Source organism: Paenarthrobacter aurescens, assembly GCF_041549525.1.
Taxonomy (GTDB): Bacteria; Actinomycetota; Actinomycetes; order Actinomycetales; family Micrococcaceae; genus Arthrobacter; species Arthrobacter aurescens.
This window is the reverse complement of the sequence record NZ_CP157456.1, coordinates 450,479-474,954: the sequence shown is the minus strand read 5'-3', so window position 1 is coordinate 474,954 and position 24,476 is coordinate 450,479. Positions and strand designations below refer to the sequence as shown.

Annotated in this window: 24 protein-coding genes; 17 read left to right on the top strand and 7 right to left on the bottom strand. The window is 62.5% G+C overall.

Features of this window, described 5'->3' with window-relative positions:
* Positions 1 to 27 precede the first annotated feature (27 nt).
* The 8 genes from ABI796_RS02400 to ABI796_RS02365 all read left to right on the top strand — a co-directional run bounded on the left by ABI796_RS02400 (position 28) and on the right by ABI796_RS02365 (position 10,182).
* Positions 28 to 654, top strand: coding sequence for a cyclodeaminase/cyclohydrolase family protein (locus ABI796_RS02400; RefSeq protein ID WP_141286076.1), 627 nt, complete (start codon positions 28 to 30; stop codon positions 652 to 654).
* Complete coding sequence (locus ABI796_RS02395) at positions 651 to 1,553, top strand: bifunctional 5,10-methylenetetrahydrofolate dehydrogenase/5,10-methenyltetrahydrofolate cyclohydrolase (RefSeq protein WP_141286078.1); 903 nt, start codon at positions 651 to 653, stop codon at positions 1,551 to 1,553. The genes ABI796_RS02400 and ABI796_RS02395 overlap by 4 nt, the downstream gene beginning before the upstream one ends.
* 11 nt (positions 1,554 to 1,564) lie before the next feature.
* Positions 1,565 to 3,883: an FdhF/YdeP family oxidoreductase gene (locus ABI796_RS02390; RefSeq protein ID WP_141286080.1), complete on the top strand. Its 2,319-nt coding sequence runs from the start codon at positions 1,565 to 1,567 to the stop codon at positions 3,881 to 3,883.
* 174 nt (positions 3,884 to 4,057) lie between these two features.
* A complete protein-coding gene (gene fdhA, locus ABI796_RS02385) occupies positions 4,058 to 5,275 on the top strand; it encodes a formaldehyde dehydrogenase, glutathione-independent (RefSeq protein ID WP_141286082.1) in 1,218 nt (405 codons plus the stop codon).
* Positions 5,276 to 5,387: 112 nt separating this feature from the next.
* Positions 5,388 to 6,620: a molybdopterin molybdotransferase MoeA gene (locus ABI796_RS02380; protein WP_141286084.1), complete on the top strand. Its 1,233-nt coding sequence runs from the start codon at positions 5,388 to 5,390 to the stop codon at positions 6,618 to 6,620.
* A gap of 129 nt (positions 6,621 to 6,749) precedes the next feature.
* A complete protein-coding gene (locus ABI796_RS02375; RefSeq protein WP_141286137.1) occupies positions 6,750 to 7,556 on the top strand; it encodes an IclR family transcriptional regulator in 807 nt (268 codons plus the stop codon).
* Between the two features lie 373 nt (positions 7,557 to 7,929).
* A complete protein-coding gene (locus tag ABI796_RS02370) occupies positions 7,930 to 9,948 on the top strand; it encodes a BCCT family transporter (RefSeq protein WP_246095888.1) in 2,019 nt (672 codons plus the stop codon).
* A 45-nt stretch (positions 9,949 to 9,993) separates the two neighbouring features.
* The gene (locus ABI796_RS02365) at positions 9,994 to 10,182 is read left to right on the top strand and encodes a hypothetical protein (RefSeq protein WP_141286088.1); all 189 of its coding nucleotides are present in this window, start codon (positions 9,994 to 9,996) and stop codon (positions 10,180 to 10,182) included.
* A gap of 90 nt (positions 10,183 to 10,272) precedes the next feature.
* On the opposite strand, the gene ABI796_RS02360 is transcribed toward ABI796_RS02365, so the two are convergent.
* The gene (locus tag ABI796_RS02360) at positions 10,273 to 10,953 is read right to left on the bottom strand and encodes a fasciclin domain-containing protein (RefSeq protein ID WP_141286090.1); all 681 of its coding nucleotides are present in this window, start codon (positions 10,951 to 10,953) and stop codon (positions 10,273 to 10,275) included.
* A 278-nt stretch (positions 10,954 to 11,231) separates the two neighbouring features.
* On the opposite strand from ABI796_RS02360, the gene ABI796_RS02355 reads away from it, so the two are divergent.
* Entirely contained in the window at positions 11,232 to 11,813 is a 582-nt protein-coding gene (locus ABI796_RS02355) for a GNAT family N-acetyltransferase (protein WP_141286091.1), read from the top strand.
* An 8-nt stretch (positions 11,814 to 11,821) separates the two neighbouring features.
* Here the strand turns inward: ABI796_RS02355 and ABI796_RS02350 are convergent, their stop codons facing one another.
* Positions 11,822 to 12,586 carry an IclR family transcriptional regulator gene (locus tag ABI796_RS02350; RefSeq protein ID WP_141286093.1) on the bottom strand — a complete coding sequence of 255 codons (765 nt, stop codon included), beginning with the start codon at positions 12,584 to 12,586 and terminating at the stop codon, positions 11,822 to 11,824.
* A gap of 181 nt (positions 12,587 to 12,767) precedes the next feature.
* Here ABI796_RS02350 and ABI796_RS02345 point away from each other — a divergent pair, with 181 nt between their 5' ends.
* From ABI796_RS02345 to ABI796_RS02335, 3 genes are read left to right on the top strand one after another with little or no spacing between them, the layout of a single operon-like run.
* Complete coding sequence (locus ABI796_RS02345; protein ID WP_141286095.1) at positions 12,768 to 13,499, top strand: CoA transferase subunit A; 732 nt, start codon at positions 12,768 to 12,770, stop codon at positions 13,497 to 13,499.
* Positions 13,500 to 13,519: 20 nt separating this feature from the next.
* Positions 13,520 to 14,245, top strand: coding sequence for a CoA transferase subunit B (locus tag ABI796_RS02340; RefSeq protein WP_141286097.1), 726 nt, complete (start codon positions 13,520 to 13,522; stop codon positions 14,243 to 14,245).
* On the top strand, positions 14,242 to 15,456 hold the full coding sequence (locus ABI796_RS02335; protein WP_141286099.1) for an acetyl-CoA acetyltransferase: 1,215 nt from the start codon (positions 14,242 to 14,244) through the stop codon (positions 15,454 to 15,456). The genes ABI796_RS02340 and ABI796_RS02335 overlap by 4 nt, the downstream gene beginning before the upstream one ends.
* Here ABI796_RS02335 and ABI796_RS02330 read toward each other — a convergent pair whose 3' ends face one another.
* Together ABI796_RS02330 and ABI796_RS02325 are read right to left on the bottom strand one after the other, a co-directional pair.
* Positions 15,457 to 16,239 carry an ankyrin repeat domain-containing protein gene (locus tag ABI796_RS02330; protein WP_141286139.1) on the bottom strand — a complete coding sequence of 261 codons (783 nt, stop codon included), beginning with the start codon at positions 16,237 to 16,239 and terminating at the stop codon, positions 15,457 to 15,459.
* 32 nt (positions 16,240 to 16,271) lie between these two features.
* The gene (locus ABI796_RS02325; RefSeq protein WP_174754616.1) at positions 16,272 to 16,844 is read right to left on the bottom strand and encodes a heme-binding protein; all 573 of its coding nucleotides are present in this window, start codon (positions 16,842 to 16,844) and stop codon (positions 16,272 to 16,274) included.
* Between the two features lie 194 nt (positions 16,845 to 17,038).
* Here ABI796_RS02325 and ABI796_RS02320 point away from each other — a divergent pair, with 194 nt between their 5' ends.
* The 5 genes from ABI796_RS02320 to ABI796_RS02300 all read left to right on the top strand — a co-directional run bounded on the left by ABI796_RS02320 (position 17,039) and on the right by ABI796_RS02300 (position 21,305).
* A complete protein-coding gene (locus ABI796_RS02320; protein ID WP_141286101.1) occupies positions 17,039 to 18,283 on the top strand; it encodes a sensor histidine kinase in 1,245 nt (414 codons plus the stop codon).
* Positions 18,280 to 18,906, top strand: a complete 627-nt coding sequence (locus ABI796_RS02315; protein ID WP_141286103.1) for a response regulator transcription factor — start codon at positions 18,280 to 18,282, stop codon at positions 18,904 to 18,906. The genes ABI796_RS02320 and ABI796_RS02315 overlap by 4 nt, the downstream gene beginning before the upstream one ends.
* Before the next feature lie 52 nt (positions 18,907 to 18,958).
* The gene (locus ABI796_RS02310) at positions 18,959 to 19,501 is read left to right on the top strand and encodes an HdeD family acid-resistance protein (RefSeq protein WP_246095889.1); all 543 of its coding nucleotides are present in this window, start codon (positions 18,959 to 18,961) and stop codon (positions 19,499 to 19,501) included.
* A 62-nt stretch (positions 19,502 to 19,563) separates the two neighbouring features.
* A complete protein-coding gene (locus tag ABI796_RS02305; protein ID WP_141286107.1) occupies positions 19,564 to 20,370 on the top strand; it encodes an exodeoxyribonuclease III in 807 nt (268 codons plus the stop codon).
* A gap of 47 nt (positions 20,371 to 20,417) precedes the next feature.
* Positions 20,418 to 21,305: a hypothetical protein gene (locus ABI796_RS02300; RefSeq protein ID WP_141286109.1), complete on the top strand. Its 888-nt coding sequence runs from the start codon at positions 20,418 to 20,420 to the stop codon at positions 21,303 to 21,305.
* Positions 21,306 to 21,310: 5 nt separating this feature from the next.
* On the opposite strand, the gene ABI796_RS02295 is transcribed toward ABI796_RS02300, so the two are convergent.
* The 3 genes from ABI796_RS02295 to ABI796_RS02285 all read right to left on the bottom strand — a co-directional run bounded on the left by ABI796_RS02295 (position 21,311) and on the right by ABI796_RS02285 (position 24,404).
* Positions 21,311 to 22,363 (bottom strand): LacI family DNA-binding transcriptional regulator, encoded by a 1,053-nt coding sequence (locus ABI796_RS02295; protein WP_141286111.1) that lies wholly within the window; start codon positions 22,361 to 22,363, stop codon positions 21,311 to 21,313.
* A 116-nt stretch (positions 22,364 to 22,479) separates the two neighbouring features.
* Positions 22,480 to 23,442, bottom strand: a complete 963-nt coding sequence (locus ABI796_RS02290) for a carbohydrate ABC transporter permease (protein WP_141286113.1) — start codon at positions 23,440 to 23,442, stop codon at positions 22,480 to 22,482.
* Positions 23,439 to 24,404: a carbohydrate ABC transporter permease gene (locus ABI796_RS02285; protein WP_141286115.1), complete on the bottom strand. Its 966-nt coding sequence runs from the start codon at positions 24,402 to 24,404 to the stop codon at positions 23,439 to 23,441. The genes ABI796_RS02290 and ABI796_RS02285 overlap by 4 nt, the downstream gene beginning before the upstream one ends.
* Between the last annotated feature and the right edge of the window lie 72 nt (positions 24,405 to 24,476).

The window sequence follows — 24,476 nt, the reverse complement described above, 5'->3', positions numbered from 1 at the left end:
TTCTTCTTCAGTCAGCCAGGAAGACCCATGATCAGTTCAGAAACCATCAACGATTACCTCTCCAGGCTTGCTTCACGTCAGCCCACTCCCGGCGGGGGCGCGGCCGCAGCCCTGCACGCCGCCCAGGGTGCTGCCCTGGTTGCCATGGTTGCCAGGTACACCACCGGGGCAAAGTATGAGCAACATGCCGCACTGGTAAACCGCATCACCAGCGCCGCCGATCACCTGATCGTTGAGTCCTTGGCTCTGGCGGACGCCGATGAGCGCGCTTTCCAGGCCGTGATCGACTCCTACAAACTCCCGTCCGAAACGGACGAGCTCAAAGCCGTAAAAACGGCAGCCATCCAGGAAGCACTGGTTCAGGCGGCCCAGACTCCCGCGCAGCTGATCAAGGTTGCCGGCGAAGTGGTGGACCTTGCCGCCGAACTCTTTGAGGTGGCCAACCCCAACGTCATCAGCGACGTCGCCGCTGCCGCCGACGCAGCGCGCGCAGCTGCCACTACGGCGCGGGTCAACATAGACATCAACGTTGTAGCCATCAAACACGGTGAAGCCCGCTCGCGTTTGTCGGAGCAGACGGACGGAATTGAGGACAAAGTTGTTCTCGCCGCCGATGCTTTGGTCAAGCGCGTCCGCGAAAGGATCCTCTCATGAACACCGAAGTCCGCGGTGACACCGAAGTCCTTTCCGGCAAGCCTCTGGCTGCCCTCATCCAGCAGCGCGCCCACGATCAGACCGCCCTCCTGGATGACCAGGGCCTCCGCCCGGTCCTGGCTGTTGTTGTTGCAACGGATGATGAATCCACGCACTGGTACGTCCGGTCCATTGAACGTGCCGCAGGACGCGCGGGAATCGGTTGCCGGATCATTGATCTGGGCCACGACGCCACCGAACAAGTGCTGGCCAGTGTCCTGACGGACCTCAGCGCCGAACCCGGCGTTCACGGCATCATCCTCCAAACTCCCTTGCCGGCCTCCGTCCACGCGGACCGGCTGGTGGGCCTCATCGCTCCTGAAAAGGACATCGACGGCGCCAATCCCCTCAGCCTCGGCCGCCTGGCTGTGGGGCAACCCGCCTTCGCACCCGCTACCGCGCAGGCCGTGGTGGAACTGCTGGAGCATTTCGAGGTTCCCGTCGCGGGACGGAACGTGACCGTCGTCGGGCGTTCTGCCGTGGTGGGCAAGCCGCTGTCCTTGCTGCTCCTGGAAAAAGATGCGACCGTAACAATATGCCATTCCAAGTCAGGGGAATTGGAGCGCTATACCCGGCCAGCCGACGTCGTGGTTGTTGCCGCCGGGCGGACCGGGCTGCTGAAGGGCAGCCACGTCTCGGCCAATGCGGTAGTGATCGACGTCGGAACGAACGTCCTGCCCGACGGTTCACTGGTGGGCGATGTGGACGAAGCCAGTGTCACCGGAGTGGCAGCCGGGCTGAGCCCGGTCCCGGGCGGCGTAGGGTCAGTGACCACCGCCCTGTTGCTTCTGCACACCGTTGAAGCGGCCCGGCAGCAGTCCCACGCCACGCTGCTCACAGCTTCCACTTCCCGGATCTGAAGGGTTCACCCATGCATGCCAAAGCTCCCCGCGAGAACATTGATGAGTCAAAGCTGACCGTCAGCAAACCCAAAACCAAGGCTGTGGGCATCCCCGCTGTTGCCAACGCCCTGAAAATATCGCTGGAACAAATGGGGCCGCTGCGCAGCGTCCAGACACTTTTGGCAGTGAACCAGCTGGACGGGTTCGACTGCATGGGATGCGCCTGGCCAGAGCACGAGAAACGCAATGCTGCCGAGTTCTGCGAGAATGGCGCCAAAGCCGTTGCCGAGGAAGCCACGCGCCGCCGCGTCACGCCGGAGTTCTTCGCCCAACACTCCATTGCCGATCTCAAAACCCGCGATGACTTCTGGCTGGGCCAGCAAGGCCGGCTCACCCACCCCATGTTCCTCGATGAAGGCGCAACGCACTACAAACCCATTGGCTGGGACGAGGCATATGACCTCATGGCCGAGGAGCTTCGGGGATTGGAACACCCCGACCAGGCGGTGTTCTACACCTCCGGCCGCACCTCCAATGAAGCAGCTTTTGTGTACCAGTTGCTGGTTCGCGGCCTGGGGACCAACAACCTCCCGGACTGCTCCAACATGTGCCACGAATCCTCCGGTTCGGCGCTGGTGGAAACCATTGGCATTGGTAAGGGTTCGGTCAGCCTGACGGACCTGGAAACGGCGTCGCTGATCTTCGTGGCGGGCCAGAACCCCGGTACCAACCACCCGCGCATGCTCAGCGCCCTGGAGAAGGCCAAGAAAAACGGCGCGGTCATAGTGTCCGTGAATCCCCTCCCCGAGGCCGGCCTCCTGCACTTTGAGAACCCTCAGCACGTGGCCGGCATGATTCAGGGAACCCAGCTCACCGATGACTTCCTGCAGATCCGCGCAGGCGGGGACCAGGCCCTCTTCCAGGGCCTGGGCAAATATCTGCTTGAAGCCGAAGCTGCCGGACGGAACACTCCGGGGCTGGAAACCGTGCTGGACCACAGCTTCATTGAAAACCACACGGTGGGTCTCAACGACTACCTGCGTTTCCTGGAAAAGGTGGAGTGGGATGACATTGTGGAGGCAAGCGGCCTGACCCTGGAGCAGATCCAGGCAACCGGAGAACGGATGCTCGCATCCAACGCCACCATCGTGTGCTGGGCCATGGGACTGACCCAGCACAAGCATTCCGTTCCAACCCTCCGCGATGTAGTCAATGTCCTGCTGCTGCAAGGCAACATCGGCAAGCCCGGCGCCGGCGTCTGCCCCGTGCGCGGCCACTCCAATGTCCAGGGTGACCGCACCATGGGCATCTTCGAAAAGATGCCGGAAACCTTCCATGACCGGCTGGACCACGAATTCGAGTTCCGCTCTCCCCGCGAGCACGGCTACGACACCGTGGCGGCCATCCGGGCCATGCGGGACGGGAAAGTCCGGTTCTTTATGGGCATGGGCGGCAACTTCGTCCGCGCTGCCCCTGATTCGGACGTGACCGAACTGGCCCTGGCCAACACCCGGTTGAGCGTGCAGATCTCCACAAAACTCAATCACTCGCACCTGTCCACCGGCCGACGTGCGCTGATCCTGCCCACCCTCGGACGCACCGAGAAGGACACCCAGCGCACCGGCGATCAGCGGGTCACCGTGGAAGACTCCATGAGCGCCGTCCACGCCTCCCGTGGACGCCTCAAACCGGCCAGCGAACACCTCCACTCCGAGGTGGCGATCGTTTGCAACCTCGCACACCGCCTGTTCACCGATGGCCACAGCCGCCTGCCCAACACACCCCAGGCCGCCTGGCTGGCCATGAGGGACGACTACACGCTGATCCGGAAGCACATTGAGGCCGTCTTCGATGGTTTTGAGGACTTTGAAGCACGCATCCAGCATCCTGGCGGGTTCGTGCTGCCGCACCCGCCGCGGGATGCCAGGAAGTTTGACACCGCATCCGGAAAAGCACACTTCACGGGCAACGAGCTGGAATTCATCAAGATCCCGCCCGGCCGCTTGGTCCTTCAAACCCTGCGCTCACACGACCAGTACAACACCACTATCTACGGCAAGGACGACCGCTACCGCGGCATCCATGGCGGCCGGCGCGTGGTGCTGATCAACGCTGAGGACATCACAGAGCTGGGATTCGCCGACGGCGACATGGTCCACCTGATTTCTGAATTCCAGGGAACGGACCGGCGGGCCGAGAACTTCCGGATCGTGTCCTACTCCACCCCCAAGGGGTGCGCCGCCGCGTACTACCCCGAAACCAACGTCCTGGTGCCCTTGGACTCCGTAGCGGATACCAGCGGAACGCCCACCTCAAAATCGGTGATCGTCCGGCTGGAGAAAGCGTAGGTCAAACAACAGAGTTCCATTTGTCCGGAGTTTTACCCGTCAGTTTTTACCCGTCCGGTGGGCCGTAATTGGTGCTTCGGTGCCTGAAACCTGGGGAGGTATTTCCTCATCGAAGCACCGCTTACGGATCATTGGACAGCATTTTCAGTAACAGCCAAAGAATAGGGAGTGACCATGTCAGGAAACAGAGCAGTCGCCTACAAGGAACCCGGTGTCGTTGAAATCATCAACACTGACTACCCCACGTTTGAGCTCAAGGACGGACCGGGCGTCAACCCGGCCAACGTTGGCCGGAAGGTGCCCCACGGCGTCATCCTGCGGACAGTAACCACCAACATCTGCGGCTCGGACCAGCACATGGTCCGTGGCCGCACCACAGCTCCCAAGGATTTGGTCCTCGGCCACGAAATCACCGGCGAAGTGGTGGAGGTGGGACCCGACGTCGAATTCATCAAGGTTGGCGACATCGTCTCGGTGCCGTTCAACATCTCCTGTGGCCGTTGCCGCAACTGTAAGGAACAGAAGACCGGCATCTGCCTCAATGTGAACCCTGACCGTCCCGGCAGCGCCTACGGGTACGTGGACATGGGCGGCTGGGTTGGCGGCCAGGCCGAGTTTGTCCTGGTCCCCTACGCTGACTGGAACCTCCTGCGCTTCCCGGACCGGGACCAGGCCCTGGAAAAGATCATGGACTTGACCATGCTCTCGGATATTTTCCCCACCGGCTTCCACGGCGCTGTCACAGCCGGTGTTGGCGTGGGATCCACCGTTTACGTTGCAGGCGCCGGCCCCGTGGGCATCGCTGCCGCCGTGGGCGCGCAGCTGCTGGGTGCCGCGGTGGTTATTGTGGGCGACATGAACGAGGACCGCTTGGCCCAGGCCCGTTCCTTCGGCTGCGAGACCGTCAATGTTTCCAACGGCGATCCCAAGGACCAGATCGAGCAGATCCTGGGTGTACCCGAGGTGGACTGTGGTGTGGACGCTGTTGGTTTCGAGGCCCGCGGCCACGGCAAGGATGCCTCCCACGAGGCTCCCGCCACGGTGCTGAACTCCCTTATGGACATCACTGCCGCCGGCGGCTCCCTGGGCATCCCGGGCCTGTACGTCACCGGCGATCCTGGTGGAATCGACGAGGCAGCCAAGCACGGCTCACTCTCACTGTCCCTTGGTACGGGCTGGGCAAAGTCCTTGTCCTTCACCACCGGCCAGTGCCCTGTTATGAAGTACAACCGTCAGCTGATGATGGCCATCCTCCATGACAAGGTCCAGATTGCCAAGGCCGTCAACGCCCAGGCCATACCGCTGGAAGACGCTCCGCGCGGCTACGCCGAATTCGACGCCGGGGCGGCAACAAAGTTTGTACTGAACCCCAACGGCTACGTCAAGGCCTGATACATCAACTCAGTACGCATCAACTGATACCGGGGACTGCGCGGCAAGAATTACGGGAAGGCCGTGCAGTCCCCGGTATCTGCGTCATACCCACCTCAGGAAGCGGGCATCAATGCTTGCACAAGCCACATGCACCCAGGCTCCCACCTGGGCCCAAGCGCGGCAGCTGGCCTACCAATGCGCCAGGCCGCTGCCCTCCACGGCAGTCACCCTCCGGGAAGCAATAGGCGGCACGCTGACCAGCCCCGTCACCGCCCGGCAGGATCTCCCCCACTATGCTTCATCAGCCATGGACGGGTGGGCTGTTAACAGCACCGGCAACAGCACCGCCCACGGCATTTGCACCGGGCCATGGCTGATGACGGCGTCCGGCCTGCCGCTGGCGCCGGGACAGGCGAGTGTGATCGCCACCGGAGGGCTCGTCCCCAGTGGTGCCACTGCAATTCTGCGCAAGGAGAGCGGCTGTGTTTCCGCGGACGGGTCCCTGACGCTGAAGCACGATGCAAAGCCGCACGAGACAATGCCGGGCCGGCACATCCGCCCGGCCGGAGAAGAAGCTGCGGCCGGCGATGTCCTTATTCCCGCCGGAACTCTCCTCAACCCGGCGCACATCGCCCTGGCCTCTGTAGCAGGCCACGATCACGTTCAGATACAGCGCAAGCCCAGGGTCGCCGTCGTACTGACCGGTTCCGAAGTAGTCACCTCAGGTGAGCCTGCACCCGGGCAGGTCCGCGACGCCTTCGGCCCGCAGTTGGATACTGTCATTTCGCAACTGGGCGGGGAGCCCTGCGGACAACTCAGGATCGGCGACTCCTATGACCAGTGGCTGGCGGCATTGGGCGGCGTTGAAGGGTCAGTTCCCGACGCCGACCTGCCGGACGTCACGGTTACCACCGGCGGAACAGGTAAATCCGGCACGGACCACTTCCGCGATGCTGTTGCCGCGCTGGGTGGCAGGCTCCTCCTGGACGGGATCGCCATGCGGCCGGGACATCCTGCCGTACTGGCCGAACTTCCTGATGGCCGTTTCATCATTGGACTTCCGGGGAATCCGCTCGCTGCCATCATGGCGCTCATGACCCTTGGCGAGCCCCTGCTGGCCGCCCTGGCAGACAGGCCCCTCACCGAAGCCAGCCTGATGACCTCCGGGGCTGACATGGAACCGGACCCGCGGCGGACACGGCTTGTTCCCTGCACGGTGATCCATGACCTGGTGTTCCCGGCCTCGCACACGGGTCCGGGAATGATGCGTGGGCTGGCCTGGGCAAACGGTTACATGGCGGTGCCCCCTGAAGGCGTTGCAGCCGGCTCACCCGTTCCGGTGCTGCCGCTGCCGTGGACTTAGCCGCTTTGAATCCCATGGTGTGAAAGGGTCCGTGCAAAACTCCGTCTAGGATGAGGAAAGACGAGGGTGCAGGCCGAACATGGCTACCGGCTCAGGGCGGCCTGCTTGGACAACAACACACGAGGCATCATGGCCGCAAGCAGTAACCCGGACCCTGACAAGGACGTGGACGCCCAAGGTGGTGGCGTCCAATCAGTGGACCGCGCGCTCCAAATCCTGGAGATTCTGGCGCGCGAAGGTGATGCCGGCGTCAGTGAGATCGCTGAGGAGATGGGTGTCCATAAGTCCACGGTGTCGCGCCTGGTGGGCTCCTTGGTGAACCGTGACATCGTCCGGCAGAACAGCGAACGCGGAAAGTACCAACTGGGTTTTGGGATCCTTCGCCTGGCATCTTCCATTCCCGGGAGGCTGAGTGTGGTGCATGAGGCACGTCAGGTCTTGGAGTCGCTGGCCGCCGAATACAAGGAGACGGTCAACCTCGCCGTTCTTCGGTCCAACTATGCCGTCAACGTGGATCAGGCGATGGGACCCTCCACCTTGGCCACCTATGACTGGGTGGGTAGCCTGACGCCGTTGCATGCCACCTCCAGCGGCAAGGTGCTGCTGGCGGCCCTCACGGCTGACGAGCGGACCCAGGTCCTTAAAGCAGTGGGCATGCCCGCGCGAACGCCCCGCACCATTACCAATCGGGGCGAGCTGGAAAAGCAGCTCCTGGAGGTGGCCCGTAAGGGGTACGCCACAGTCCACGAAGAGTTTGAAATCGGCTTGACCGCCGTTGCCGTACCTATCTTCAACCACGCTGGAAGCGTGATCGCAGCGGTCAGCATTTCCGGCCCCGCGTTCCGTTTCTCTCCGGAGGACCAGCCGGGGCTCATTGAGGGGCTCCGGGAGGCCGGGCTGACCATCAGTGCCCGGATGGGTTACCGGCACCGCTAGCCCCCATTTACACCAGATACAAGCGCAACAGCAACCTTTAAGCGCAACCTCAGCCCTCAAGGCCAATTGATATATCAAGTTGCGTCAAAGAGCCGAAAACCCTTGACTTTGGGTGTGACGGGGCGCACTCTGTTGCTTAGCGCGAATGTTGTTGATTCATGCGGAACGCCTGTCAGGTTCCTCGAGCCGGCGTTCAACCAACCAGTCCTACCAACGAGGTACACCGTGAAATTGCCTGCCCACGCCCCTGATTTGGGGATAGGAGACAGCAAAACATGGTTAGCAGGGAAGCCCCCCAGCCTTTCCTGCGGCCTCACCATCCAGGGCCATGTATAAACGCAAACCCATGACTCGCCGAGCAAAGGACCCGCTCATGGCTATAAACAGCGACACAAAACCCTTAACACCCGAAGAGTTACCTGCCGACGATCCTGTGGCGGGTAGCTCATCACCAACAACCCCTTCCCACGCGGAGAAGCCTGAAGTCATCAGCGTCTCCCCCAACAACACCACTTTGGCTGCCCTCGACGCTGAGGACGGAGGTGCAGAACCCCTTCTGGATTCCGAAGAACACGAACAGATCATGGAAGAGCTGCGCCACGCCAAGACCGAGCAGGCCGTTTCGGCCCGCCGGAACCGCAAACTTACCCTCGACAAAGTCACCTTCGGAATCACGGGCGCCATCGCCGTCGCCTTCGTGGTCTGGGGCTTTGTTGGACGGGACAGCCTGTCCGATACCTCCAAAGGTGCCCTGAACTGGGTCATGGAGTACACGGGCTGGCTCTTCATGGTCCTCGCCTCATTGTTCGTCGTCTTTGTCCTCTGGCTTGCCCTGGGCAAGTTCGGAAACATCCCGTTGGGCAAAGACGGCGAGAAGCCCGAGTTCCGGACCGTATCCTGGGTGGCCATGATGTTCGCCGCCGGCATGGGCATCGGGCTCATGTTCTACGGTGTTGCCGAACCGCTGTACCACTACATCTCGCCACCGCCGGGAACGGTGGACGGCCGCACCCCGGCAGCTATCCAGACCGCCATGGCCACCTCCATTTTCCACTGGACCCTGCACCCGTGGGCCATGTACGCCGTAGTCGGCATAGCCATGGCTTACGGCACCTACCGCCTCGGCCGCAAGCAACTGGTGTCAGCAGCTTTCACCTCACTGTTCGGCATCCGCATGGTGGAAGGACCGATCGGCAAGTTCATCAACATCCTGGCCATCTTCGCCACGCTCTTCGGTACCGCCGCCTCACTGGGCCTCGGCGCCCTGCAGATCGGCAGCGGCATGACCTCCAACGGCTGGCTGGGTGAGATCGGCACACCCGTGCTGGTGGTCATCGTGGCAATCCTGACGTTCTGCTTCGTAGCATCAGCTGTTTCAGGCATCAGCCGCGGCATTCAGTGGCTGTCCAACATCAACATGGTCCTGGCCGTTGTCCTGGCCCTCATTGTGTTCGTTGCGGGCCCCACCCTGTTCATCCTGAACCTGATTCCTTCCGCCGTAGGAGACTACGCACGGGATCTGGCGGAAATGTCCTCACGCACCGAAGCCGTGGGAGATGACTCCCTGCGCAGCTGGATGACCAGCTGGACCATCTTCTACTGGGCATGGTGGATCTCCTGGACGCCCTTCGTAGGAATGTTCATCGCCCGCATCAGCCGTGGCCGCACCATCCGCCAGTTCGTCACCGGCGTGCTGCTGGTCCCCAGCGTTGTCAGCGTGATTTGGTTCGGCATCTTCGGCGGTGCTGCCTTCCACGTCCAGCAGGAAGCGGACAAGGCCGGCACACCCGGTCTGGTGACCATGGTGGACGGCGCTCCCTCCATCAACTTTGATGGCGCCCTCTTCGATCTTGTGAAGAACCTGGGCATGCCGGGCTGGCTCACCGCGGCCGTCATTGTCCTGGCCATGGTGCTGGTGGCCATCTTCTTCGTCACCGGCGCCGATGCAGCCTCCATCGTTATGGGATCCCTCAGCTCCAACGGCGCCGAGCACCCGCGGCGCGGAGTGGTGATTTTCTGGGGAAGCCTCACCGGCGCAGTGGCAGCAGTCATGTTGCTTGCCGGTGGCGATAAACCATCCGAAGCGTTGTCCGGCCTGCAAAGAGTGACAATCGTGGCGGCCCTGCCGTTTGTGATCGTCATGCTGCTGCTGTGCTTCGCACTGGTGAAGGACCTTCGCCGCGATCCGCTGCAATTGCACAAACGCCTGGCTACTTCAGTGGTTGACCGGGCCATACGGACAGGCGTTGAGCAGCATGGCGGCGTTCAGTTCGATCTGGTCACCAGGCACGAGTGCGCTGAGAAGTGCACGGACTCCGATTGCGCCGGAGCAACACCCACGGGAACCATTCCCCTGGTGGGCAAACCCCAGCTGGAATCAGACGACAAATAGTCCGGCTTCAACTGACCCTCTCTTCAGACATCAGGAAGGTTCACCATGTCCAAAACAGCTACCCAGGGCACCCTTCGCCTCAACACCCAGTCCGGCGCCCAGACAGGCAAGGATGTGACTCTTACCCTGGACTCATCCAAGCCAACGACCATCCGGATTGAGGTCGACCACTGCCCCTGCGGTTCCGAACATAACCGGCCCGGCTCATACGTGGATACTGACTTCAGCCGCTAAAACAGCAACACACACTAAAGCAACACACAGTAAAGCAGGCGCCGGGTTTCCGGCGCCTGCTTCGTTGTTAATGCTGGTGGGAGCTAAGGCCTATTTGGGCATCAGCACCGAGTCGATCAGGTAAACCGTGGCGTTGGCGGTCTTGACGCCACCGCAGACCACATTGGAAGCTCCGTCAACCGTGAGGGCATCCTTGGTGCCGCCAACCGTCACTTCGCCACCCTGGACAGTCTTGTGGGTGCCGACGATCTGGTCCGGGCTCAGCTGGCCGGGGACTACGTGGTAGGTGAGAATCTTGCTCAGCAGGGCATCGTCCGTCTTGAGCGTCTCGATTGTTGCGGGGTCGATCTTTGCGAAAGCATCGTCAACCGGTGCGAAGACCGTGAATTCGCTGCCGTTCAGGGTGGACACGAGGTCAACCTTGGGGTTGAGCTTGCCGGAAACAGCGGCGGTCAGGGTCTTGAGCAGCGGGTTGTTGGACGCTGCTACGGCTACCGGGTCCAGGGCCATGCCGGCCACTGAACCGGCACCGTCCGGAACCTGTGCGGCGTAACCGGCGCAGCCGGGGCCTACGAGGTTAGCGGCCGGATCCATTGCAGCGCTGCTCATGGGGGAGGAAGACGGCGACGGTGCCGCCATGGAGGTCTCCGGAGCAGCAGAGGAAGCAGCCGGGGTGCTGGTGGTGCTTGAACCACCACAGGCGGTGAGTCCGAGAAGGGCGGCTGCAGTGAGGCCAACGAAGGCGAGGGCGGGGCGCTTTGTGGACAACATGTCATTCTCCTTGTTTTTGGAACCAGGGCGTTGGATCCATTGGTTGGTGGGACTCGGGTTGCAGGTGTTGCTTTTGCTTCACCTGCGGTTTGTGTCTCACCATCTATTCGGAGGACGGGACGGGGTGGATGGGTGCGGATTGAAAAAGTTTTTTAAACCCGGGAATCCCGCCGTTGTTTGCCCTCCTCACCGCAGTACGGCGAGGACAACGAACAAGTGCGGGTCTCCCCCGGCTTTGTGCTGGCGGAGGGGCTCACCCCAATGACAGGATGGTCCGCATGGCTATCGAGGTCCGACCCGCAACCGAGTTCGATGACGTGAAAACCATGGTTGGGCCCAAGAGCCCCGACTCCAATGTGTGCTGGTGCCTGAGCTACCGGATCCCGTCCAAGCTGAACCAGGAGCTTCAAAAGCAGGAACGCGGAAATTACGTTAAGAAACTGGTTTCCGAGGACCCGCCTCCCGGCGTTTTGGCGTACGACGGCGACGAAGTAGTTGGGTGGGCTGCGGTCCACCCGCGCGCGGACACCACTTTTGCGAAAAACCGGAAAATTCCGCAGGTGGACGACGCGAAGGTGTGGTCCGTCTGGTGCATTCGGGTCAGGCCCGGGCATCGCGGCAAGGGAATCTCCCATGAGCTCCTGCGCGGGGCCATCGCCTTCGCCAAAAGCCACGGAGCGCCCGCCATTGAGGGCTACCCCGTGGACAACAAGGGCGGCAAGGTTGACCTGACCATGGCTTATGTGGGCACGCGGAGGCTCTTCGAAAAGGCTGGCTTCAAGAAAGTTGCCGAAACCACCTCAGTGCTCAACGGTTTCCCGCGGGTGCTGATGCGTTTGGACCTGGGCACCCCCAACTAGGCGGCAGCTCAGGCCCCTTGCAGGCGTGCCGTCATCCGGTGCGCTTCCTCGAGTAACAGCTTGCCCAGAAATTCCTGGCGGTCCGGCCGGAACCTGGGCTCAATTCCCGTCAAGGAAAGAGCCCAAGCCGGCCGCCCCTGCTGGTCAAATACCGCCGCCCCCATGCCCCAGCTGCCTTCCAGGATCAGCCCCGGATTGACGGAGTAGCCCGCAAGACGTGTGCGTTCCAGATTTTTCCGCACCACGTCAACTGGATGTCCCTCGGCAAACTCTCCGGCATGCTCAGCCCAGTGGTCCAGCAGCGGGTCCTGTTCCCCAGGGGGCAGGAAAGCCATGATGGCGGTCCCGGCGGATGCCACGCCAAGGGGGAAACGGACGCCTTCATGCAGCACGAAAGAGCGCACGGGGAACGAGCCCTCTTCGCGCAGCACGCAGACGGTCTCGTTGCCACGGCGGATGGAGAAGAAGGCGCTCTCCCCCGTCTCTGCAGCCAACCTCCGCAGCGAGGGCCGGGCGATGTCCTCCATGGGGAAACGTGCAGCCGCAACCGAGCCCAGCAGGAAGACTTCCGGCCCCAGGACCCACTTCCCCGAGGCGGAATCGTGTTCCAGCAAACCCTCTGCGGCCAAGGATGTCAGCAGGCGATGGACGGTGGGCCGGGTCAGCCCGGAATCGCGTACCAGGCCCGCCAATGAGGTGCCCTCGGGTTTGCGTCCCACCAGCCGAAGCAGCAGGGCAACCCGGCCCACCACTTGCGCTCCCTGAACAACCACAACATCCTCCTGAAGAAGTTTCGTCCATATTGTGGACGCCTTCTATCGTGGCGTCCACACCCTGAGTATCTCAGGTACCAAGGCATTGACCCGTAAACCCCTAAATTCTAGGCTGCTTCTCAGAAGTCGGGCAGTTCCACAAAGTGGATACCCCGGAAGCAAACTCAAAGAGGAGCACAGCATGGCCAAGATCCAACAAAGCGCAGCCCAAGCGCTCCATGACCTGGTGGCAGACGGCCTCACCATCGCCGTCGGCGGTTTTGGCCTGAGCGGGATCCCTGCGGACTTGATTGAGGCCGTCAGGGACTCGGGCGCGAAGGACCTCACCATCGTGTCCAACAACATGGGCGTGGACGGCAAGGGTCTTGGCGTCCTGATTGAGGCGGGTCAGGTCCGGAAGGTCATCGCTTCCTACGTGGGCGAGAACAAGCTCTTCGCCGAGCAGTACCTCGCCGGCCAGTTGGAGGTCGAGTTCACACCTCAGGGCACGCTCGCCGAACGTCTCCGGGCAGGCGGCGCCGGCATCCCCGCGTTCTACACCCGCACGGGGGTGGGAACGTTGGTTGCCGAAGGCAAGCCGCTGGAAGAGTTCGACGGCGTGACGTTCGTCCGCGAGCGCGCCATCACCGCCGACGTCGCCCTGGTCCATGCCCACACCGCCGATACCGACGGCAACCTGATCTACCGCTACACGGCACGGAACTTCAACCCCGTGGTGGCTACTGCAGGCGCAGTAACCATCGCCGAGGCCGAGGTCATTGTGCAGCCGGGCGAGTTGGATCCCAACCACATCGTCACCCCTGGCGTGTATGTGCAGCGGCTGGTTCAGGCGACGGACAGGGTCAAGGACATCGAACAGCGCACAGTCCGGCAGCGCGCTGAAGCACTGCGCCCCGAAGCACTCACGGTCTAAAGAACAAGGAGCACATCACCATGGCATGGACACGTGACAATATGGCCGCCATCGCGGCCGAAGAACTCAACGACGGCGACTACGTCAACCTCGGCATCGGCATCCCCACGCTGGTGGCAAACAACCTGCCCGACGGCGTGCGGGTGGTCCTGCAGAGCGAGAACGGCCTGCTGGGCATGGGTCCCTTCCCTTATGAGGGCGAAGAGGACGCGGACCTTATTAACGCGGGCAAGCAAACGGTCACCATCACCCCAGGCGGCAGCATTTTCGACTCCGCAACATCGTTCGGCATGATCCGTGGCGGACATGTGAAGGTGGCAATCCTGGGCGCTATGCAGGTGTCCGGTTCAGGGGATCTGGCCAATTGGACCATCCCGCGCAAGATGGTCAAGGGTATGGGTGGTGCCATGGATTTGGTGGCAGGGACGCCGCGGGTGGTGGTGCTGACCGAGCACAACGCCAAGGACGGCTCGGCCAAGATCGTCAAACAATGCACACTCCCGCTCACCGGCCTGAGGTGCGTTGACCGGATCATCACGGACCTGGCCGTTTTCGATGTAGTTCCGGATCCAGAGAAGCACGACGGCGGCACCCGGCTGCTGCTGACCCGACTCGCCCCGGGCGTCACGGTGGAAGAGATCCGTAGCAAGACCGAGGCTGAGTTTGCGGTTGCCCTCGCCGGCGGGGAACCGGCGTCTGAAGAACCCACTCCCGAGGAACACACGCTTGAAGGAGCACACGCATGACCCTGAAAGAGCAATTCGGCAAAGACATCCTGCTCACGGGGTGGGGCCACACTAAGTTCGGCAAGCTGACCGATGACACGCTGGAGTCGCTGATCGTCCAGGTGGCCGGCGAAGCCATCAAGAACTCGGGGCTGGAACCCAGGGACATTGACGAGATCTACCTCGGGCAGTTCAACTCCGGCATGCAGCCCCTGGGTTTCACGTCATCGCTGGCGCTTCAGTTGTCCGCGGACCTTGCCAATGTTCCCGCGACGCGCACTGAGAATGCCTGCGCGTCGGGGTCGGCGGCTTTCCAGCAGGGCGTCAAGGCAGTCCTGGCCGGAACCGCGCGGAACGTCCTGGTGATCGGGGCCGAGAAGATGACCGACGCCGGCGCGGACGTTGTGGGGGCAGGGCTGCTGGGAGCCTCATATGAGATGGCCGGAAAGCCTTCCACCACGGGCTTCACAGGCTTGTTCGCAGAGGTGGCCAAGCACTACGGGAAGCGCTACGGCGCCGGAATCAGCCGGCCAGGATTCGAAGAGGGCCTGGGTGACGTCCTCGGATCCATCGCCGCAAAGAACCACCGCAACGGCATGGACAACCCGTACGCCCAAATGCACAGGGACTTCGGCGAGGAGTTCTGCCGGACCATTTCCGAGAAGAACCCCATGGTGGCCGAACCGCTGCGCCGCACGGACTGTTCGCCGGTCTCGGACGGTGCTGCCGCCGTCGTGCTTTCCACGTCCGCTACCGGAGGCGCAACCGCGCCGGTGCGCCTGGCTGGTTTCGGCCACGCGAACGATTTCTTCCCCGCGGAGAAGCGGGATCCCACAGAGTTCGCAGCCACCAGGGCATCCTGGGAACGGGCTTTGACCATGGCCGGTGTTGGGCTGGACGGCCTGGACTTCGCCGAGGTGCACGATTGCTTCACTATCGCCGAGCTCATCATGTACGAGGCCATGGGCCTCACGCCCCGCGGCGAAGGTGCGCGAGCCATTCAGGAGGGGTGGGTATATAAGGACGGCAAGCTTCCCGTCAACGTCTCCGGCGGACTCAAGGCGAAGGGCCACCCGGTGGGTGCCACTGGAGTATCGCAGCACGTCATCGCCGCGATGCAGCTCAGCGGGACCGCGGGCAGCATGCAGTTGCCCGCGGCCCGCCGTGGCGTGGTGCAGAACATGGGCGGTGTGGGCATCGCCAACTACGTGAGCGTGCTGGAAGCGCTGTAGCTAGCGTGCCCGGATCAGGGCCGCGATCTCCGTGAATCCGAGCCGCTCTGCATTCTGCAGGGCGGTTCGGCCTTGGGGGTCGCGGATGTCCGGGTCGGCTCCCGCCGCGAGCAGTTGCCGGACCACGTCCTGCTGCTTGGGTCCGCCATTATTGAGCAGGATGGCTTCCTGCATGGCGGTCCAGCCCAGGTTGTTGACGTGGTCCACCGGCACACCCGCTGCGATCAGAATCCGGACAGTTTCCGTGTGCCCGTGCTCGCTCGCCGGGATCAGGGCCGTGCCGCCATACCGGTTGATGCTGCGGACATCCGCGCCCGCAGCCAACGTCAATTGCAGGACCTCGTTGAAGCCCTCTGCGCCGGCATAGAGAAACGCCGAGTCCTGGATTTCGTCCTTGGCGTTCACGTTGCCTCCCGCCGCGATCAGCTCGCGTACCTTCGCCGCGTCGTTGGCTTTCGCGGCGAGGATCAGGAGTCGGTCTGTTTCCAGTTGGGCCTCCGGTGAGAGTTTGGGCGGCGCTGAGACTTTGGACGGCGCTGCGACATTGGACGGCTCTGTGTCTTTGGACGGCACAGCCGACGACGACGGGACGGGACTTACGCTCGACGGCGCGGCTTGCGTGGGGGCTGCTTGAGTCGGCGCCGGGCTGGCAGTCGCAGCCGGGCTGGAAGGCGGGGACGCCGCCGTCGTGCATCCGGACAGCAGCCCGAGCACCAGCACGCCCGCCCCCACCACCCGCGTTTTTGTACAGATAACGCCCCTAAAACGCTCCCATAAGGGCATCATCTGTACAAAAACTCCAAGGGGGTTCATGGCTACTTCGCTGCCACGGCCAAGGCATCGGCGCCGGCGGTTGCGCAGGCTTCATCCAGGGCACCGTCGGGAGCGCCACCAACGCCGATCCCTGCAACGGAAACACCGTTGACCTTCAAGGGAACGCCGCCGGGCAGGAACAGGGTGCCCGGGAGGTCGGCAATGGAGGGCCCGTTGCCGTTGATGCGCTTGGCGAGCTCGCTGGTGGGAGCACCGAAGGCTGCGGCCGTGTAGGCCTTCTGCTTGGCCGCTTCGATGGTGTGCTCCGCTGCGTTGTCCCCGCGAAGGAGAGCCTGGACTGTGCCGAAACGGTCAACCAGTGCCACGGTGACGAACGGCAGTTTGTCCGCCTGGCACTTGGCGAGCGCGGCGTTGACGGCTGCGCTGGAGGCGCCCACGGAGATGCGGTTCTGGGCCACGACGTTTTCCGGTGCCGGCTGAACCTCTGCAGCCACTTTGACGGGGGCGGCCGGCGCGGCTGCGGGTGACACTGCGTTGGCCACGGCAGTCACACCGCCGGTGAGCAACAATGCTCCGGCAGCGGCGGCGGCGATCATCTTGTTGGACTTCTTCACAGGGTTCTCCTCGTAATAAGCATCGGGTACGTCTCCATGCTTTCGCGAACCGTCCCACTCCACATCGGCCGGGCGCCGTTCCCGGGGTCAGCCTTTCCGCCACCGGTATCAGCCAAAAGGTGGAGAGACCAATGGCCACAACGGACCTAGCATGGAAAGAACGCCTTCCTCCACACCCCGAACGGGAACCACCCATGGCAACTGCTCCACTACGGCCGGAACCCGGCAACCAGCCCGGCAACGGAACCAGCAGCCGGATTGATGGCCGCATTGATGTTGTGGTGCACTTGGGGTTTGCCGTGCTGATGGTCGCCTCCGCAGTCCGGTATGTCATGCGCCACTCCCCCGCGGATAACCTCTGGACCGTTGCACTGGCCGTTGCCGTGTGCGCACTTTACGCGGTTACTGCGGTGCTGGCCCACCGCCAACCGCGGGGTCAGCGCACCCAGCAACCATGGATTCCATGGATGGTGGCTTTGGTGGCAGCGTGGGCCGCGTTGGTGGTGGTCGCCCCGAGCTTCGCCTGGTGTTCCTTCGCCATCTTCTTCCTCACACGCACCGCTTTCCGCGGTTGGGCCGGCTACGTGGCGGGCGGTGCGACGGCGGCCGCTACCGCCGTGGGGCTCTTCCGGATGAGTGGCTGGACGGACATTGCCATGCTGCTCGGCCCGCTGGCTGCGGGCGCGCTCCTTACTCTGATCTACGACAAAATTGAGCGCGATGCGGCACTGCAACGCAGGCTTTTGGATGATGTCACCCAAGCCCAGGAGCAACTCGCCGCGAAGCAGCGTGAAGCCGGAATTGCCACCGAACGCGAGCGCGTCTCACGCGAAATCCACGACACCGTCACCCAAGGCCTGGCCAGCAGCTTGCTCCTCCTTGAGGCCGCACAACGCTCCTGGCCGGCAGAAACCGCCCACCAGGACGTTCGCAAGGCCACTGGCCTGCTCAGGCGAAACCTGGCGGACACCCGCGGCCTGGTGCACGAGCTCTCCGCGCCCGGCCTTGAGACCGGCCCACTCCCGGAGGCTCTGGAGCATGCCGCCCGGCAGTACGTGGAAACCATCCGCGTCCAGGTCACAGGCGAGCCCCGGAACCTGCCGTCCGAGGTGCGGCACGCCCTGATCCGCGTAACGCAGAGCGCCGTGGCCAACATCAAACTCCACGCCCACGCCGCCAACGCCAGCGTGACCCTTGGTTACCTTCCGGATGCGGTCACCTTGGACGTATTCGACGACGGCCGCGGCTTTGATCCGGCAACGGTACCTCCGGCGTCGGTCAACGGAGGATACGGACTCAGAGCCATGCGGCAGCGCGTTGAACAGTTGGGCGGAGTATTGTCCGTGGAGAGCTCTCCCGGTGAAGGAACCATTATCGCCGCGCAATTCCCGCTGGCCCGGGTTACCGATCCGGAAAACGCCCTGAAGGAGGCCCTGTGAACACCATCTCCGTGCTCCTGGTGGATGACCATACGGTGGTCCGGAGCGGACTTAGGGCGCTCCTGGGCACCCAAGCCGATATCGCCGTCGTCGGGGAAGCATCTTCCGGCGAGGAAGCGCTGGACGCTGCGCGGGAGCATTCGCCTGCTGTGATCCTCATGGACCTGGCAATGGGTGCCGGAATGGACGGCATCGAAGCCACTAGGAAACTCCGGCAAAGGAACCCCAAGCAGGCAATTATTGTGTTCACCACCTACGATTCGGACGCCGACATTGTGCGGGCCGTGGATGCCGGTGCCATGGGGTATTTACTTAAGGACGCCGCGCCGGAGGAGATTTTCGCAGCAGTTCGCGGGGCGGTGCAGGGGAAAAGTGTGATGAGTGCCCCTGTGGCCTCACGGCTCTTCCAGCAACTGCGGAATCCGGATGAAATTCTTACCCCCCGCGAAGCCGAGCTGCTCAGCCTCCTGACAGAGGGCCTCAGTAACCGGGATCTTGGAAAGCGGCTGTTTATTTCCGAGGCCACAGTCAAAACCCACCTCGCCCACATCTACGCAAAACTTGGCGTCGAAACACGTGCGGCAGCAATTGCCACAGCTATCCGGCGTGAGGGGATGCGGTAAAGGCACGAGGTTGGTTACGCTGAGGCGTATGCACGAGGCAGCGGATCGTAAAATGTTCAAAAACCCGGGAACTGCATTGCTGGTCCGGGGTGTCCTCGCCATTGTTTTTGGCCTGTTGATCTTTGTTTTGCCCAGCGCCACAGCTTTGGTGGTGGTTGTGATGTTCGGTGTTTTCGCGATCATTGACGGCATTACCAGCGTGGCCCATTATTTCTACGATCCCGCCGGCCGCTCACGCTGGACCATAGTGGGTGGTTTCGTCTCCATTGCAGCCGGAATTGTGGCCATTGCCCTGCCCGGAATTACGACGGCCGCAATAGGCGTGCTCATCGGATTGTGGGCCCTTGTTCTTGGTCTTTCCCAAATAGTCCTGTCCCTTGCTGCGCGGACCTTCGTGCAGGGTTGGGGCATTTGGTTCCTGACCGGCTTGATCACCACTGTGTTCGGGATTGTGGTGTTGGTCAATCCCGGGCTCGGACTCCTGGGCGTGGTGTGGATGCTGGCTGGATTCGCGATGGTCACCGGGTTGCTCCTGATTGCCTCGGGCATCGGTCTGCGTAAACTCACCTCTACCTCTGCGTTGTACGTCCGCTAGTTCGTCGAGGTAAAAACCCGTCAGGGGATGCGCTGGGCGCCAAGTTCGGTAAGTTAGTGGCTGTGAAGATAGCTACCTGGAATGTGAACTCCCTCCGCGCCCGTGCAGACCGCGTTGAAGCCTGGCTTGAGCGCAGCGACTGTGATGTCCTGGCCATCCAGGAAACCAAATGCAAGGACGAGAACTTCCCGTGGGAGCTTTTTGAGCGCATGGGTTACGAGGTGGCGCACTTCGGTGTGAACCAGTGGAACGGTGTAGCAATCGCTTCACGCGTTGGCCTGGAGGACGTCCAGCGCACCTTCCTGGACCAGCCGGCATTCGGCAAGGCCGGCAAGGATCCGGCGCAGGAAGCCCGCGCCATCGCAGCCACATGTGGCGGCATCCGCATCTGGAGCCTCTACGTTCCCAACGGCCGCTCGCTGGATGACGAACACATGCCGTACAAGATCAAATGGCTTGATGTCCTTCAGGGCCACGCAGCCGAATGGGTCAAGTCCGATCCCACCGCACAGATCGCCCTCATGGGTGACTGGAACATCGCCCCGTTCGATGACGACGTGTGGGACATCGAACTTTTCCGCAACAACAACTACACCCACGTCAGCGAACCCGAGCGCGCGGCATTCCATGCCTTCGAAACCGCCGGTTTTACCGACGTCGTCCGGCCCTATACTCCGGGTCCCGGCGTCTACACCTACTGGGATTACACGCAGCTGCGCTTCCCCAAGAAAGAAGGAATGCGCATCGACTTCTGCCTGGCTTCCCCGGCGCTGGCATCGCGGGTCACTGGCGCTTCGATTGACCGCGAGGAACGCAAGGGCAAGGGTGCCTCGGACCACGCTCCGGTGATTGTGGAGCTCGCAGACTAACCCAGCACAGGCAACGTACAAGCTCACTGACGAAAGGGGCGGAAGACATGACTGGAAACCTGTACCGGGGCCAGGCAGGTCTGCCCTTCTCTTCGTCGTTGCGCATTTACGAACCCCTTGAGGCCTTCCCGCCCGAGCAGCAGCGCCAGCTCGTGGCGGAGGGAGGCAAGGCCGGTTCCCGGGCCGCCGTCGAGAATGCGGAGCTGCAAGCCTCGCTGGGTCGTATTACGCGCTCCGGCGGTGATCCTTTCCCCACGGGCCGCACGGATCTGGTGCGCATGACGCGCGTGCCCACAGGGCGGCACGCTGCTCCGCAGGGCCCGGAAGATCACGACGCCGGACGGCTGCTTTACTGCCCCAGCCAACTGGTGATTCGGGCCGGTTTGGCAGCCAACGCGCTCATGGACGGTGTGCACAGTCCCCTGGCAGATCTCCTCATCCCGGTTTCACAACGGGACAAGCACCAAGCCCGGATCGATCGCATCAACGCCGGGGAGGAAGCAAAACGCGTCCATACCCGTGCTTCCACGTGGGGCATCCCGTTCAGCTGGTTCTCGCTCTTCAACGAATCGGACAGGAAGGACGTGGTGGAGGCCGAAGGGCGTATCCTCACCGTCCGCGTGTGGACGCCGCTCACCGAAGCTTTGGACCGGGCACGGTTTGCTGTTGCCCACCTGGCCTTGGCTGCGCCGGATCTGGACATGCTGGATGACCTGACGCAGCTCACGGAATGGCTGGAACTTTTCCACGTTCAGTCCATGGTGGAGCTGGACTATGGTGCTGTGGCTGACAAGGTGTACCCGGACGAGTCCCCCATGGATGTCCGGCTGGGTATTGAGTGCCTGGCCGAAGGGGACATGACCGGCGCGGCCGCTGCCTACCGCAGGCTCGCTTCGCGGTGGATCCCCATCCGGCAACTGGCGCGGGCCTCCTAGCCTCACTACTTGGTGGGCGGGGCCGTGGTTTCCCGGACGATCAGCTTGTGCGGGGCTACCTCGGAACGGACCGCTCCCGGGTTGCCGTCCAGTTCGTCCAGCAGCATCTTGGTGGCCAGCTCTGCTTGGTTGTCCGGACGCTGGCCCACGGTGGTAAGCCCGATTGAGGCTGAGAAGTCGTGATCGTCGATCCCTATGACTGAGAGGTCCTGGGGCACCCTGACGCCGTGCCGTCCCGCCTCGAAAATGACGCCCATGGCCATCTCGTCCGAAGAACAGAAGATGGCGGTGGGTTTCCGGCCGGGCTGGCCCCAGAGCCGGTTGAAAGCCTGCTGCCCGCTGGCAACAGTGAAGTCACCCCACTGGTCCCATTCGGGGCGGACTTCCAGTCCGGCGTCGGTCATCACTTCCTGGAAGGCGCGGATACGCACGCGGGGTACGTCGAAGTTCAGGTCCGTTTCGTCGTCGCCGTGGAGCAGCGCAATGTCCGTGTGTCCCAGCTCCAGCAGGTGGCGCACGGCGGTGGACGCGGCGTCGTAATCATTGATGCCTATATACGGGCAATCCTCAACGTGGCCACCCACCACTACCAGCGGGATGTCAATCTTGTGGAGGTGTTCCAGCTCTTCCTCGGTCAAGGACATGCACAGCACCAGCAGGGCGTCGATCTGCTTGTAAACCATGGTGGAGCTGAAGAGCCGCTCCCGGTTGCTGCCGTGGCCGCCCAGATTGAACAGGGAGAGGTTGTATTTGCGTGAATGCAGTTCCCGGTCTGCGCCCTCGATCGCCTTGGAGAAGAACCATCTGCTGACGAAAGGGGCCAGGACACCGATGGTGCGCGTCCGGCCGGTTGCCAGGCCAGATGCGGACGACGACGCCACATACCCCAGGGAACTGGCTACCTCGAGGATTTTTTCGCGCGTGGCAGGAGAAACCCGCGGCAACCCCCGCACGGCCCGTGAAACGGTAGCGGTGGAAACTCCGGCAGCTGCGGCGACGTCTTCGATACTGACGCCGGTATGGCCGCCGCGTTGGGACCTACCCGTAATTTTTGACACAGGCTCCCCTCTCCGGCCGCCGTTGCTCCGCCTTCACACCTTAAGTCTGTAGTTGTGGATCGCGGCCCTCGGTTACGCAGCCACGTAACGCGCTGCGTAACCGGGGGCCGCAATTCCTAGCCCTTGAGGCCGCCGGAAAGCAGGCCGCGCACGAAGTAGCGCTGCAGTCCGAAGAACACCAGGAGCGGGATGATGATGGAGACGAACGCTGCCGCGGGGTTCAGGTAATCCCTGGCACCACGGGTACCGGAGATCTCCGCCAGCCGCTGCGTAATGGGAGCAACGTCTGCCGTACCGCCGGAGAACACCAGAGCCACCAGCAGGTCATTCCACACCCAGAGGAACTGGAAGATCGCCAGCGAAGCGAGTGCCGGAACGGAGAGCGGCAGGATGATCCGCCAGAAGATGGTGCTGTGCCCGGCGCCGTCCACCCTTGCCGCCTCGATGACTTCACCGGGAATTTCGGAGATGAAGTTGTGGAGGAGGAAAATGCCCAGCGGAAGACCGAACATGGTGTGGGCAATCCACAGCTGCGCGTAAGAACCGGCCGGCAGGTTGAGCGTCTGCGTGAAGAACTGCAGCAGCGGAATCAGTGCCATCTGGAGCGGGATGATCTGCAGGGCAAAGACGAAAATGAAGAGTGCGTCGCGGCCCTTGAACTTGCCCCACGCGAAAACGTAAGCAGCCATGGACGCCAGCACCAGCACGAAGATCGTGACGGGGATGACAATCGCGATGGAGTTCACAAAGTACTGCGAGAGGTTCGCTGATTGGGAGCCCGCGGGAGTCAGCACATCCACGTAGTTCTTGAGCGTGAAGTCCCAATCAACAAAGGCATTCCACCAGCCATTGGAGCGGGGACCCACCTGCTTGGCGGCGGGACGGAGCGAGGTAATGAAGAGCCCCACCGTTGGTACGGACCATACGACGGCGATGATGATGGCTGCCGCTGTTGCCCACTTGGAGGTGAGCTTCGTCTTGACCCGGCGCATGATCGGCTGGGCGTCCTCCGTGGGATCGGATCCAGGACGCTGCCGGGTGGCCTTGGAGGCCTCTTTCGGGGCTGGCGTGGCTGTCAATGGATCTCCCTTTGCTTGCGAAGGACTCGAGCGTTGTACACGACGATCGGCAGCACCATGAGGAACAGGACCAGGGCCAGAGCGGCACCACGTCCCGGTTCACCGGCACGGAAGGCCTGTGTGTACATTTCGTTGGCCACCACGGAGGTGTCGTAATTGCCTGCTGTCATGGTTCGGACAATGTCGAACACCTTCAGGGTGGCAATGGTGATGGTTGTCAGCACCACCACCAGGGCTCCACGGATGCCGGGGACCGTGACATTGCGGAACTGCTGCCAGGCGTTGGCACCGTCAAGACGGGCTGCCTCGATGAGTTCCACGGGCACACCCTTGATGGCCGCAGAGAGAATCACCATGGCAAAGCCAGTCTGGATCCAGACCATCACGATGATCAGGAAGAAAGTGTTCTCCGGGGCATCCAGAAGGAACTGCTTGGGATCCATGCCCAAGGCGTCCCGGAAGAAGTTGATGACGCCGGTCTGCTCGATGTTCGGGCCACGGTAGTCATAAACAAGCTTCCAGATGATGCCGGCGCCCACAAAGGAGATGGCCATCGGCATAAACACGAGCGACTTCAGGACCCGCTCTCCGCGGGCTTTGTCAATGAACACTGCGTAGGCAAGTCCAAAGCCAGTGGACAGCAATGGCACCAGGACTGTCCAAATGACGGTGTTCCGCAGCGTGGTCAGAGCCTCGGGCTGCGTGAACATCCATACAAAGTTGTCGAAGCCGTTGGCGTTGCCGCCGGCATCGGTGAACGCCAGCATTGACGTGCGGACGGCCGGATAGACCAGGCCAACCAGCATCAGGATGGCCGCGGGGGCAAGGAAGCCCGCAACGGTTACTTTGTCCTTGATGGATTTAGGGGCCCTGTCCACCACCAGCATGATGATGCCAATAACCGCGGCGAATATTGCCAGGGCTATCACTACTTGAAGGAGTTTCTCTCCAACGAATTCCATACCCAACCTCCGGGGCGTGAGTGAATCACTAAGTTCCGGGAAAAGCACTGCCTCCCCGGCTGGGGGTTCCAG